The sequence below is a fragment of the Mesorhizobium sp. M0778 genome (assembly GCF_040320105.1).
In the GTDB taxonomy this organism is placed as follows: domain Bacteria; phylum Pseudomonadota; class Alphaproteobacteria; order Rhizobiales; family Rhizobiaceae; genus Mesorhizobium.
Map to the genome: position 1 here is coordinate 49,942 of NZ_JAMYPA010000002.1, position 13,409 is coordinate 63,350.

General features: G+C 64.1%; 10 protein-coding genes. 6 read left to right on the top strand and 4 right to left on the bottom strand.

Features of this window, described 5'->3' with window-relative positions; translation table 11 throughout:
* Positions 1–264 precede the first annotated feature (264 nt).
* The 6 genes from NKI22_RS04045 (at position 265) to NKI22_RS04070 (ending at position 6,405) form a co-directional block, all read left to right on the top strand.
* Complete coding sequence (locus NKI22_RS04045) at positions 265–1,269, top strand: ABC transporter substrate-binding protein (protein WP_023719905.1); 1,005 nt, start codon at positions 265–267, stop codon at positions 1,267–1,269.
* 3 nt (positions 1,270–1,272) lie between these two features.
* Positions 1,273–2,115: an ABC transporter ATP-binding protein gene (locus NKI22_RS04050; protein ID WP_023719906.1), complete on the top strand. Its 843-nt coding sequence runs from the start codon at positions 1,273–1,275 to the stop codon at positions 2,113–2,115.
* A complete protein-coding gene (locus NKI22_RS04055) occupies positions 2,102–2,953 on the top strand; it encodes an ABC transporter permease (protein ID WP_352640493.1) in 852 nt (283 codons plus the stop codon). The genes NKI22_RS04050 and NKI22_RS04055 overlap by 14 nt, the downstream gene beginning before the upstream one ends.
* A 178-nt stretch (positions 2,954–3,131) precedes the next feature.
* The gene (locus NKI22_RS04060) at positions 3,132–4,430 is read left to right on the top strand and encodes a cytosine deaminase (protein ID WP_352852344.1); all 1,299 of its coding nucleotides are present in this window, start codon (positions 3,132–3,134) and stop codon (positions 4,428–4,430) included.
* Positions 4,430–5,827 (top strand): FAD-binding oxidoreductase, encoded by a 1,398-nt coding sequence (locus NKI22_RS04065; RefSeq protein ID WP_352495955.1) that lies wholly within the window; start codon positions 4,430–4,432, stop codon positions 5,825–5,827. Before NKI22_RS04060 ends, NKI22_RS04065 begins: the two co-directional genes overlap by 1 nt.
* Positions 5,824–6,405: an NAD(P)H-dependent oxidoreductase gene (locus tag NKI22_RS04070; protein WP_023719909.1), complete on the top strand. Its 582-nt coding sequence runs from the start codon at positions 5,824–5,826 to the stop codon at positions 6,403–6,405. Before NKI22_RS04065 ends, NKI22_RS04070 begins: the two co-directional genes overlap by 4 nt.
* A 1-nt stretch (position 6,406) precedes the next feature.
* On the opposite strand, the gene NKI22_RS04075 is transcribed toward NKI22_RS04070, so the two are convergent.
* The 4 genes from NKI22_RS04075 to NKI22_RS04090 are packed head-to-tail and all read right to left on the bottom strand — an operon-like array spanning position 6,407 to position 13,408.
* A complete protein-coding gene (locus tag NKI22_RS04075; RefSeq protein ID WP_352814630.1) occupies positions 6,407–8,881 on the bottom strand; it encodes a GcvT family protein in 2,475 nt (824 codons plus the stop codon).
* Positions 8,878–10,059, bottom strand: coding sequence for a pyridoxal phosphate-dependent aminotransferase (locus NKI22_RS04080; protein ID WP_352814629.1), 1,182 nt, complete (start codon positions 10,057–10,059; stop codon positions 8,878–8,880). The genes NKI22_RS04075 and NKI22_RS04080 overlap by 4 nt, the downstream gene beginning before the upstream one ends.
* Positions 10,059–10,958 (bottom strand): homocysteine S-methyltransferase family protein, encoded by a 900-nt coding sequence (locus NKI22_RS04085; protein ID WP_352814628.1) that lies wholly within the window; start codon positions 10,956–10,958, stop codon positions 10,059–10,061. The genes NKI22_RS04080 and NKI22_RS04085 overlap by 1 nt, the downstream gene beginning before the upstream one ends.
* Positions 10,955–13,408: a GcvT family protein gene (locus tag NKI22_RS04090; protein WP_352814627.1), complete on the bottom strand. Its 2,454-nt coding sequence runs from the start codon at positions 13,406–13,408 to the stop codon at positions 10,955–10,957. Before NKI22_RS04090 ends, NKI22_RS04085 begins: the two co-directional genes overlap by 4 nt.
* Position 13,409: the final 1 nt, after the last annotated feature.

Sequence of the window (13,409 nt, forward strand, 5' to 3'; positions counted from 1 at the left end):
TCACGGCAGCGTAAAGCTGGATGTAGGCGGGCATCAAGATGGCGGTGCATGTCACGAGGGCGATTGTGGACAGGCGATCAAAAAATAGGCACGATGCCTTCCGTACAGCATGACCCGTCCGGCCTTCGCGCCGCCATTGCACAGGCGGGCATTGCACAAGCGGGCGGTCCCGACGCAACGCGCCGGTGGCATGTGTCTTGCTTCTTGAAACAATGGTGTCGAGCCCGGCGCGTGATGCGCCGGAGCGAACAAAGGGTGGTGTGGATGTACGGAAGACTCAAGATTTCGGCGGGCGTGATCGTGCTGCTTGGCGCAGGTACGCTTGCCGCGGCAGCGAACGAAAAAGTCACCTTCGGCACCAACTGGCTGGCCGAGCCGGAACATGGCGGTTACTACCAAGCCGTGGTGGATGGTACCTATGCCGCATGCGGCATCGACGTGACGATCATGCAGGGCGGCCCACAGGTCAGCGGCCGGCCGCTGCTGCTCGCAGGTAAGATCGATTTCTACATGGGCGGCAATCTGCTGTCGGCCTTCGATGCCGTGCAGCAAGGCATACCGATGCGCGTCGTGGCCGCCGACTTCCAGAAGGACCCGCAGGTCATCATGTCCCATCCCGGCCAGGGGCTGGACAAATGGGAAGACCTGAAGAACGCCGACCAGTACATCCTCGGCGACGAAGGTGCGCAGACCTTCTTCCAGTGGATGGTCACCGACCTCGGCTTCGATGCCGCAAAACGCGTGCCCTACACTTTCAACCCGGCTCCGTTCATCGCCAACAAGAAGTCGATCCAGCAGGGCTACGTCACCTCGGAGCCATTCGCCGTCCAGAAGCAGGGCGGTTTCACGCCGAACCAGTTCCTGCTGGCCGACTATGGCTGGGACACATATGCAACGACGGTCGAAACCATGCAGGAGACGGTCGACAAGCGGCCCGAGGTGGTCCAGTGCTTCGTCGATGGCTCGGCCAAGGGCTGGTACAATTATCTCTACGGCGACAACAAGGCCGCCAACGAGATGATCAAGAAGGAAAATCCGGACATGACGGATGAGCAGATCGCCTTCTCGATCGAGCAGCTGAAGAAGTTCGGCGTGGTCGATTCCGGCGACAGCGAAAAGCTCGGCATCGGCGCCATGACCGATGCGCGCATCCAGAGTTTTTACGACAAGATGGTCAAGGCCAAGGTAACACCGGCGGGCATCGACATCAAGAAGGCCTACACGCTGGCCTTCGTCAACAAGAGCGTCGGGCTCGACCTGAAGAAGTAGGCCGTGAAGCTGGAGAAAGTGGCGCAACAGCCAGGAAGCGTATCGGGGCCGACGCTGTTGGCGCTGCGTGGCGTCGGCAAGGTGTTTTCCAACGGCGTCACCGCGCTCAGCAATGTCGAGCTGACGATCCGGGAAGGCGATTTCCTCAGCCTGCTCGGACCGTCGGGCTGCGGCAAGTCGACGGCGCTGCGGCTGATTGCCGGCCTGTCGACGCCGACCTCGGGTGTGCTCGACTGGCGCGGCAGCGGCGCCCTCGATCGTTCAAATATCGGCGACCGCTCGAATATCGGCTTCGTCTTCCAGGAGCCGACGCTGCTGCCCTGGGCCGATGTCTTCGACAATGTCTGGCTGCCGCTGCGGCTGAAGGGTGTGTCGCGGGCCAAGGCGGCGCCGGCGGTGATGGAGATGCTGGCGCGGGTTCACCTGACCGGATTCGAGAATGCCGTGCCGCGCGAATTATCAGGCGGCATGAAGATGCGCGTCTCGATTGCCCGCGCCATGGTGACCAAGCCGCGCATTCTGTTGATGGACGAGCCATTCGCCGCACTCGACGAGATCACCCGCTTCAAGCTCAACAACGATCTTCTGGAGCTATGGCAGGATGAGCGTTTTACCGTCGTTTTCGTCACTCACAGCGTCTTCGAAAGCGTTTTCCTCTCCAACCGCGTCGTCGTCATGGCGGCGCGGCCGGGCCGGGTGTTTGCCGAGCTTGCCGTCGATGCATCCTATCCGCGCGACGAGGCGTTTCGCACCTCGCCCGATTATGCCGCGCTCTGCCGCCAGGCATCCGACGTGCTGATCGGCGCCATCAACTCAACTGCCGGACCGCATCATGACGGCCATTGAAGAACAAGTCCTGGCGCTCGACCCGGAGGAGGCGCGCCGCGTTCGCCAGGAGCGCTTCGAGCGCATCGGCAGATGGCTGCTGCCGCTGGCAATCATGATCCTGGCCATCTGGCTGTGGGACCGCGTCTGCGTCTGGAACGACATCCCGAAATACATCCTGCCGCGTCCCGGCGTGGTGCTGCAGACGCTGCACGACGATGCCGGGCTGCTGTTCTCCTCGCTGCTGGTGACGCTCAGGATCACCTTCTTCAGCCTGCTCCTCGCCGTGGTCGGCGGCGTCGGGCTGGCGGTGCTGTTCGCGCAGTCGAAATGGGTGGAGATGTCGTTCTTTCCGTTCGCCGTCGTGCTGCAGGTGACGCCGATCGTCGCGATTTTTCCGCTGATCAACATCTATGTCGACAACCAGACGACAAAGCTGCTGCTTTGCGCCTGGATCGTCGCCTTCTTCCCGATCCTCTCCAACACCACGCTCGGCCTCAATTCCGTCGACCGCAATCTGCGCGATTTGTTCAAGCTCAACGGCGCCACCCGCTGGCAGCAATTGCGCTATCTGCGGCTGCCGGCGGCGATGCCTTATTTCCTCGGCGGGCTGAAGATCGCCGGCGGCCTGTCGCTGATCGGTGCGGTGGTGGCCGAGTTCGTCGCCGGCGCCACCGGCCAGTCGTCCGGCCTCGCCTCGCGCATAATCGAGGCCGGCTACCGGCTCAACGCGCCGAGGCTGTTCGCGGCGCTGATCCTGATCTCGCTCACCGGCATCCTGATCTTCCTGGTGCTGTCGCTGATTTCGCATCTCATTTTGCGGCGCTGGCACGAGAGCGCGCTGAGGCAGGAGCGGTGATGGTGGGCAGCGCCAGCACCCCCCTCTGTCCTGCCGGACATCTCCCCCTCAGGGGGGGAGATTGGATGCCATACAGGATTTCGCCAATCGCCAACCTTGCAAGACGAGTGCCATCGGCGAAGCTGCCAATCTCCCCCCTTGAGGGGGAGATGTCCGGCAGGACAGAGGGGGGTACGCCTTGATACTAGCTTCTGGTTCCTACCATCTCGCCAAGGTTCGGCTTCATGCCTCACTGACGCCGGGCTTTTCTGGAGCCTTCGATACCGACGGGTTTGGGCTCGCCGATATCGCCATCGCCGATGGCAAGATCTCCGGGATTACGGCGCATCGATCCAACGCATCGGCGGACGCCCTCGCCCTCGGCGGCCGGATCGTCTTGCCGTGTTTCGTCGACTGTCACACCCATATCGACAAGGGCCATATCTGGCCGCGAAAGCCCAATCCCGACGGCACTTTCATGGGCGCGTTGAACGCGACCGGCGCCGACCGCGCGGCGCGCTGGAGCGCCGACGACGTTGCCCGCCGCATGGATTTTTCGCTGCGCTCTGCCTATGCGCATGGCACCAAGGCGCTGCGTACGCATCTCGACAGCGTTGCGCCGCAGGAAGAGATCTCCTGGCCGGTGTTCGAGACGATGCGGGAGAAATGGCGCGGCCGCATCGAGCTGCAGGCGGCCTGCCTGCTCGGCATCGAAGGCGTGCGCGACAGGAAATGGTTCGAGAGGTTGGCCAAGCGGGTGGCTGCCGCCAAGGGCGTGCTCGGCGTCGTCCCCTATATGGTGCCGGACCTCGAGGAACTGCTTGACCAGGTGTTTGCGCAGGCGATCAAGCATGGCCTCGACCTCGATTTCCATGCCGACGAGACCGACGATGTCTCGGCGATCTCGCTCAAGAAGATTGCCGAAGCCGCCCTCTGGAACGGTTTTGACGGGAACATCCTGGTCGGCCATTGCTGCTCTTTGGCGCGCCAGCCCGATCTCGACGTGCTCGACACGCTGGACAAGGTCGCCAAGGCCGGCCTGGCGGTGGTGTCGCTGCCGATGTGCAATCTCTATCTGCAGGACCGGCGCGGCGATAACACCACGCCGCGCTGGCGCGGGGTGACGCTGCTGCACGAGATGAAGGCGCGCGGCATTGCCGTCGCCATCGCCTCCGACAATACGCGCGACCCGTTCTACGCCTATGGCGATCTCGACATGCTGGAGGTCTATCGCATGGCGACGCGCATCCTGCATCTCGACCATCCCGTCGCTGACTGGCCGCAAGCGGTGACAGCGACGCCGGCCAAGGTGATGCGGCTCGATGGTTTCGGCACGCTTGCCGCCGGAGGGCCGGCCGATTTCGTCGTCTTCAAGGGGCGAAGCTGGACGGAATTGCTGTCGCGGCCCGAATCGGATCGCATCGTGGTGCGCGACGGCCAGGCGATCGAACGCCAGCTGCCCGATTATGCCGAACTCGATGATCTGATGGTGGAATGATGGATATTGCGGCGCTCAAGCGCGACCTGGACGGCCTCAAGGTCGACGACCATCCGGCGATCGTCCAGCAGAAGAGCCGCGACTTCTACTGGTACAGCCCGGTGCTGAAGCAGCAGCTCGAGCATGTCACCGGCGACCTGATCGTGACGCCGAAAACGGAAGACGAGGTCGTCCGCGTGCTCGCCGCCTGCCACCGGCATGGCGTGCCGGTGACGCCGCGCGGCAGCGGCACCGGCAATTACGGGCAGGCGATGCCTCTGTCCGGCGGCGTCGTGCTCAATCTCGCCGAGATGAACGCGATCAAGGCGATCGCGCCCGGTCGTGTCGTCACCGGTCCCGGCGCCGTGCTCGCCGACATCGACAAGGCGACGCGGGCGCATTCCGGCCAGGAGCTCCGCATGTCGCCGTCGACCTACAACACGGCATCGATCGGCGGCTTCGTCGCCGGCGGCTCCGGCGGTATTGGCTCGATCCGCTGGGGCGGCTTGCGCGACCTCGGCAACGTCATCCGGCTGAGGACCGTGACGATGGAGGCACAGCCCCGCGTCATGGAGCTCACCGGCGAGGACGTGCTGAAAGTGATGCACGCCTACGGCACCAACGGCATCATCACCGAAGTCGAGATGCCGCTAACCGCCAGTTATGACTGGATCGACGTCATCGTCGGCTTCGACGATTTCATGGATGCGGCCGGCTTCGGCAACGATCTCGCCATCCAGGACGGCATCCTGGCGAAGCTGATCACGCCGATAGCAGCACCCATCCCCTACGATTACTTCAAGCGCCACCAGCGGTTTTTTCGGCGCGGCCAAAGCATCGTCGTCCTGATGATCGCGCCGCATGCGATGGATGCCTTCCTCGCCTTCACTGCGCGCAGTAAGGGCGAGATCGTCTTTCGCGCCGATAAGGAGGCCGATCTCAAGGGGCTGCCGCCGGCCTATGAGCTGACCTGGAACCACACCACGCTGCGCGCCATCCGGGTCGACCCGACGATCACCTATCTGCAGACCCGCTACCCGTCGCCGGACCACCTCGGTCACGTCAAGGCGATGGTCGAACGCTTCGGCGACGAGGTGCCGGCGCATCTCGAATTTATCCGCTTCGATGGCGCCATCGGCATCGCCGGATTGCCGCTGGTGCGCTTCACCACGGCGGAGCGGCTGGACGAGATCATCCGCATCCACGAAGACAATGGCTGCTGGATCTTCAACCCGCACCGCTACACGCTGGAAGAAGGCGGCATGAAGCGGACGGATGAAGTGCAACTGGCTTTCAAGCGTGAGACCGACCCGCAAGGGCTGCTCAATCCGGGCAAGATGATCGCCTGGGAAAACCCGGACTATGATTATCGCTCAGGCAAGTCGTTCCTGTTCAAGGGGCTGGAGAAGACGGGTTGAACGTCCTCGTCCTCTACGCTCATCCGGTCGAGACCAGCTTCAATGCCGGCCTGCACCGGACCATCGTCGAGCGCCTGAAGGCCGCCGGCCATGTCGTGGACGACTGCGATCTCTATGCCGAGGGTTTCGATCCCAGGCTGACGCGGGCCGAACGGCTGTCCTATCACGACGAACGCAGCGACGGCGATCCGGCGTCGCCTTATGTCGAGCGCTTGCTGTGGGCCGAGGCGCTGGTGCTGTCATTTCCGGTGTGGAACTTCGGCTATCCGGCCATTCTGAAAGGCTTTTTCGATCGGGTCTTCCTGCCCGGCGTGTCGTTCAAGCTGGTCGACGGCAAGGTGCAGCCGTCGCTGCACAACATTCGCAAGGTGGCGGCGGTCACCACCTATGGCGGCGGCCGGTTCCGCGCCATGCTGATGGGCGACCCACCGCGCAAGCTGGTCAAACGGGTGCTGCGTGCGACGATCAAGCCCGGCGGCTCGGTTTCCTACCTCGCGCATTACTCGATGAACCTGTCGACCGGCGAGACGCGGACGAGGTTCGTGGCGAAGGTCGCGGCCAGGATGGACGCGTTCTGAGCTACATCCGCACTCGCTCGGCCTTCGGATCGTACATCGGCTTGAGCGAGGCCTCGGCGGCAAAGCGCTCGCCGGCGATCTCGATCTCGTAGGACGACGACAGCACATCCGCCTCGCTCTCGCCCTTGCAAGGCACGTAACCAAGCCCGATGGCGCCGCCGAGATGATGGCCGTAATTGCCCGAGGTGATCGGGCCGACGATCTTGCCGTCGCGCAGGATCGCCTCGTTATGGAAGAGCAGGGGTTGCGTGTCTTTCAGACGGAACTGCACCAGCCGGCGTGACAGGCCGGTTTCTTTCTTCTTCAGCACCGCATCGCGGCCGAGGAAATAGCTCTTGGCCGTCTTCACGGCGAAGCCAAGGCCGGCCTCCAGCACATTGTCTTCGTCGGTGATGTCGTGGCCGAAATGCCGGAACGCCTTTTCGATGCGGCAGGAGTCCAGCGTGTGCAGGCCGCATAGCTTCAGACCGACATCGGCGCCGGCCTCTTCTATCGCCTCGAAGACGTGGGCGGCCTGATCGGTCGAGACATAAAGCTCCCAGCCGAGCTCGCCGACATAGGTGACGCGGTGGGCGCGGGCCAGGCCCATGCCGATCTCGATCTCCTGAAACGTTCCGAACGGATTGTTGTCATTGGAGAAATCATTCGGGCTGACCTTTTGGATCAGCTTCCTCGAATCCGGGCCCATCAGGCAAAGCACCGCTTCGGCAGCGGTCACATCGGTAATGACGACGAACTCGTCGGCAAGATGTTTTTTCAGCCAGGCCAGATCGCGCTGCAGCGTGGCGCCCGGCACGACGAGGAAGAAGGCTGTTTCGGACAATCGCGAGACGGTCAGATCGCTCTCGATACCGCCGCGCTGGTTGAGCATCTGGGTGTAGACGATCTTGCCCGGCGCCACGTCCATGTCGTTGGCGCAGAGCCTTTGCAGGAAGGCGCAGGCGTCGCGGCCTTCGACGCGGATCTTGCCGAACGAGGTCATGTCGAACAGGCCGACGCCGTTCCGGACCGCCAGATGCTCCTCGCGCTGGTTGTCGAACCAGTTCTGCCGTTTCCACGAATAGCGGTATTCGCGCTCCTGGCCGGGCCTAGCGAACCAGTTGGCGCGCTCCCAGCCGGCGACCTCGCCGAACACCGCGCCGCGCGTCTTCAGGTGCTCGTGCAGCGGCGAACGCCTCACGTTCCGCGAGGTTGCCATCTGCCGGTAAGGAAAATGATCGGCGTAGAGCAGGCCGAGCGTTTCGGAGACGCGCTCCTTGAGATAGCGGCGGTTCTTCTGGAACGGCTGGGCGCGGCGGATGTCGACCTCCCAGAGATCGAACGGCGCCTCGCCGTCATTGATCCATTGCGCCAGCGCCATGCCGGCGCCGCCGGAGGAGACGATGCCGATCGAATTGTAGCCGGTCGCCATCCAGTAGCCGGAAAGCTCCGGCGCCTCGCCGAGATAATAACGGTCGTCGGGGGTAAAACTCTCTGGGCCGTTGAAGAAGGTGTGGATGCCGGCGGTGGCCAGCATCGGCATGCGGTTGACGCCCATTTCGAGGATCGGCTCGAAATGGTCCATGTCCTGCGGCAACTGGTCGAAGCAGAACTCCTCGCTTATGCCGTTCATGCCCCACGGCTTGGCCACCGGCTCGAAAGCGCCGAGCATCATCTTGCCGGCATCTTCCTTGTAGTAGGCGCATTCCTCCGGCACGCGCAGCACCGGCAGGCGGGAGAGCCCCGGGATCGGCTCGGTGACGAGATAGAAATGCTCGCAGGCGTGCAGCGGGATGGTGACGCCGTTCTGGGCGCCAAGTTCGCGTGCCCACATGCCGGCGCAGTTGACGACGATATCGGCTTCGATCGTGCCTTGCTCGTCGCCTTGCGCCCAGGAGACGCCGGTGACGCGGCCGGCCCTGGTATGAACCTTGGTGACCTTCACGTTCTCCAGGATGGTCGCACCGCGCTGACGTGCGCCCTTGGCCAAGGCCATGGCGATGTTGGCCGGATCGCACTGGCCGTCGAGCGGCAGATGCACGGCGCCGACAACATCCGAAACATTGAGATGCGGGTACATCTCCTTGACTTCACCTGGCGAAATCTCGCGCACGTCGACATCGAAGGCGCGGGCGAGAGACGCCTGCCGATAGATCTCGTGCTTGCGCTCCTCGGTAAGCGCCACCGTGATCGAGCCAACCTGGCGCATGCCGGTGCCGACATCGGTCTCGGCCTCGAGCTTGACGTAGAGATCGGCCGAATACTTCGCCAGCCGGGTCATGTTCTGCGAGCCGCGCAGCTGGCCGATCAGGCCGGCAGCGTGCCATGTCGTGCCCGATGTCAGCTGCTTGCGCTCGAGCAGAACGGTGTCGGTCCAGCCGAGCTTGGCCAGATGGTAGGCGACCGAGCAGCCGGAGACGCCGCCACCGATGATGACCGCCCTTGCGTTGGGAGGAATGGCCTTGGTCGGAATGGTTTTGGCGGGCGGCGCGTTCATGCGGCCTCGCGGCGGTAGCTGGAGGCGAAGCGGCGCAGGCGTGTGGCAGCCTCTATCAGCACCGGCTCAGGCTGGCAGAGGCTGAAGCGGATGTGGCCGGCTGCAGCCTCGCCGAAGCTCGAGCCGGGCATGACGGCGACCTTTTCCTGGTCGAGGAAGGCCCAGGCGAATTTCTCGTCGTCCGGCTCGATCGCCGATATGTCGAGCATGACGTACATGCCGCCTTCGGAGCCGCGCGCGGTGACGTCGTTCATGCCGCGCATGGCATCGAGAACGACGGCGCGCCTTGCGGCATAGCGCTCGGCGATCTCCTTGACGCCGTAGCCATTTTCGAGCGCCTCGGCGCAAGCCAGGCTGATGAAGGCCGGCAGGCCGTAGGTCATCACCAGATTGAGGTCGGTCAGCAGCGAGATCATCTCCTCGTGCCCGGTCAGCCAGCCCATGCGCCAGCCGGTCATGCCGTGGCTCTTAGACATCGAATTTATGACCAGCGTGCGTTCCGCCATGCCGGGCAGCGAACGCGGCGAGATGTGCTCGCCACCGCCAAGCGTCCAGTAGACCTCGTCCGACAGCAGCCAGAGGTCATGTTCGCGGCAGATCTGCGCCAGATCTTCCAGCCGCTCTCGCGAATAGACGGCGCCCGTGGGGTTGTTCGGCGTGTTGATCAGGATGGCGCGGGTGTTCGGCCGTAGGGCGGCGCGGATCTCGGCGGCGCGCGGCTGAAAGCCATCCTCGGCGGGTGTCTCGACGACGCTGAACTTGGCGCCCGCCGCGCTGAAGGTATTGGGATAGGTGGCGTAATAGGGCGCGACGACGATGGCATGGTCGCCCTGGTCGAGAACAGCTTGAATAGCTGCGTAAAGCGCGGCCTGCCCGCCCGGCGTGGCGATGACCTGGTCGGGGCTGGTCGCAACACCGGTGCAGAGCGTCGAGGCCGCCGCCATCGCCTTGCGCAGCCGCGGAACGCCGGCAAGTGGGGTGTAGTGGTGATTGCTGGCGCGGACCGCCGTCACGCAGGCTTCGATCGTCTCGCTCGGCGTGTCGAAATCATGGTCGCCGACCGACAGCATGATGATGTCCTCGCCGGCCTGCTTGCGCGCCCAGGCAGCGGAATGAACCTCCCAGCCATCCTTGCCCGAAGGCACGATGCCGGAAATGCGCGATGATGGCCTGGGCATTATGCTACTCCCGAAATTTCGTAGCAGGCCTGTTCGAGCCGGTCGCGCAAGGCGGCGATGTGGGCCGGTCCGACTTCGCAGCAGCCGCCGACGATGCCGGCGCCGGCCTCGACCCAGCCGATCGCCTGGCCGGCATAGGCGTCCGGATCGAGGTCGTGGCGGGCGTGCAGCACTTCGACGGTGCCGCCATGCTTGAGCGCCTCGACCGAGGTGAAGCCATTGGCATAGGCGCCGACCGCACCGCCGAGAGCGATCAGTCCGGGCAGCGCTGCAGCGATCGCTTCGGGCCGGCAGCAATTGATCAGCCGGGCCGCGACGGGCAGTCCGTCAAGAGCGCTCGACGCCGTCGTAATGGCTTCGCCGCTACGCAGGCGCGGCGTGCCGTGGTCGGCAAGCGTCCACGACACCCATACGGGCTTGCCGCTTTCCGACGCCGCGGTGACGGCGGCGCGCGCCTCTTCGGCCGACGCCATGGTTTCGCACAGAAACAGATCGACGCCGTCCGCCTGCTCGGCAACTATACGGCGATAGATGTCGAGCGTATCCTGGAAGGATATCGTCAGGGCCGGCGCATAGCTGCCGAACAGCGGCGACAGGCAGCCGGCGATCGCCGCGTCGCCGGTCTGGTCGCGTGCTTGCCTTGCCAGTTCGATGCCGCGCTTCTGCAAAGGCTTGAACAGCTCTTCCGCGCCCTCGCGCGCCAGCCGCTCCGGCGTTGCGGAATAAGTGTTGATGGTGATGACGCGGGCTCCGGCGCGGATGAATTCCGCATGCAGGTCGCGCACCAGATCCGGTTCGTCGATCAGCACCCTGGCCGACCAGAGCGGCGTCGGCTCGGAGCTGCTGCGGCGGACCAGCTCCTGGCCCATGCCGCCATCGGTGAGGATGACTTTCTTCATGCTTTGAGCCTCTCGTTCTTCGGATCCCATAACGGCTCATCCTTCTGCACGATCGCCCGAAAACGTTCGCCGAAGATCTCGACCTCGACCGCGGTTCCCGGCTCGGTGAGGTCGGCGCGCAGCATGCCGAGCGCGATCGACTTGTCGATGCGATGACCCCAGCCGCCGGATGTCGTCTCGCCGACGATCCGGCCGTCATGCCAAAGCGTCGACATGTAAGGTGTGTCGCAGTCGCCGGGATTTTCGACGACCAGCGTGACGAAGCGTTTCTTGACGCCTTGCTGCTTTTCGCTCTGCAACGCCGCCTTACCGCGGAAGTCGGGCTTGTCCCATCTGACGAAGCGCTCCAGCCCGCCCTGCAGGATCGAGTAGTCGGTCGACAGATCGCCCTTCCACGTACAGTAGCCTTTTTCGAGCCGCAGCGAATCCAGCGCGTACATGCCGAATGGTTTCAGGCCGTGCCTCTGGCCGGCCGCCCAGACAGCGTCGAAGATGACTGCGGTATCGTCGACCTTGCTGTGGATTTCCCAGCCGAGCTCGCCAGCGAAGGATACGCGCACCAGCTTGGCCCAGCGCCCGGCGATCGATGTTTCCTGATGCGTCAGCCAGGGCAGGGTGAGGTCGGCCGCGCAGAGTTCGGCGAGGATGTTTCGCGAGTTGGGTCCGGCGAGGATCTGGGTCGAATGCTCTTCTGTCCGGTCAGTCAACTTGAACGTCGCGTCCTTCGGCATGCGCGATTTCAGCCATTCGAAATCGTGCCACTGCGCCACCGCGGCGGTGATCAGCGTCATGTGATCTTCGTCGTGACGCACCACCGACATCTCGGTGACGACGCGGCCCTTGTCGTCGGCAAAGTAGACGAGGCCGATGCGGCCGGGTTTCGGCACCAGGCCTGTCACCTGGAGGCTCAGCCATTCGGCGGCACCCGGACCGTCTAGATTGAACCGGGAAAATCCTGGCAGGTCCAGAATGCCGGCGGCATCGCGGACGGCGAGGCATTCCTCGCGCACACGATGCTGCCAGGGGCCGTCACGGCGGAAGGTCAGCGTGGATTGTTCGGAGATGTCGTCGCCTGGCTTCGCATACCAGGTGGCGCGTTCCCAGCCATTATAGGCGTCGAACTGGGCGCCGAGCGCCTTGATGCGGCCGTGGAGCGGCGACAGCTTGCGGTCGCGCCCAGCCGGCCAGGCGTGGCGCGGGAATTGGATGGCATACTCGTTGCCGTAGATCTCCATGCCCTTGGCGACGCAGTAATCCGGCGCCGACGCAAAGGCGGTGAAACGGCGTGGATCGCAGGACCACATGTCCCATTCGGTCTGGCCCTCGGTCACCCACTCGGCCAGCACTTTGCCGGCGCCGCCGCCCTGGGCGATGCCGAAGGTGAAGACGCAGGCCTCGAAGGCGTTGGGCACGCCAGGCATCGGGCCGATCAGCGGGTTGCCGTCCGGCGCATAGGGGATCGGCCCGTTGATGACCTTGGACAGCCCGGCGGTGCCGAGGATCGGCACGCGGGCGACGGCATCGGCCAGGTAATGTTCCAGCCGGTCGAGGTCGTCGGGAAACAGCTGGAACGAAAAGTCGTCCGGCATCGGGTCGTTGTGGCCGACCCAATGGGCGCGGCAATTGCGCTCATAGGGGCCGAGGTTCATGCCGTTCTTTTCCTGGCGCAGATAATAGGACGTATCGACGTCGCGCAGCAGCGGCAGCTTCTTGCCTTGTTCCTTCGACCACGCCGCCAGTTCGGGGATTTCCTCAAACAGGATGTATTGATGGCTCATCACCATCATCGGCACCTCGCGGCCGAACATCCTGCCGACTTCGGCGGCGCGGTAGCCGGCGGCGTTGACGACAATCTCGCAGCGAATCTCGCCTTGCGGCGTCTCGACCACCCACTCGTCGTTCTCGCGGCGCACGCCGGTGACCGGGCAGAAGCGGATGATCTTCGCACCCATGTCGCGCGCGCCCTTGGCCAGCGCCTGGGTCAATTGCGCCGGGTCGATGTCGCCGTCGCTCGGATCGTAGAGCGCGCCCTTCAGCTCATGCGTTTCGATGAAGGGGTAGCGGCGCTTGATCTCGTCGGGGCCGACGACATTGATGTCCATGCCCTGATAGCGGCCCATGCCCTTGGCGCGCTGGAATTCCTGCATACGCTCGATCGTATGGGCGAGCCTGAGCGAGCCGGTGACATGATAGTTCATGGGATAGCCGACCTCGTCGGCCAACCGGCGATAGAGCTCGGTCGAATAGCGCTGCATGTTCATCAGCGACCATGACGAGGAGAACGTCGGCACGTTGCCGGCGGCATGCCAGGTCGAGCCGGAAGTCAGCTCGTTCTTCTCCAGAAGCACGCAGTCGGTCCAGCCCGCCTTGGCGAGATGATAGAGCGAGGAGGCGCCGACGGCACCGCCTCCGATGATCACCACGCGTGCCGTGGTCGGCAAACTGGCCATG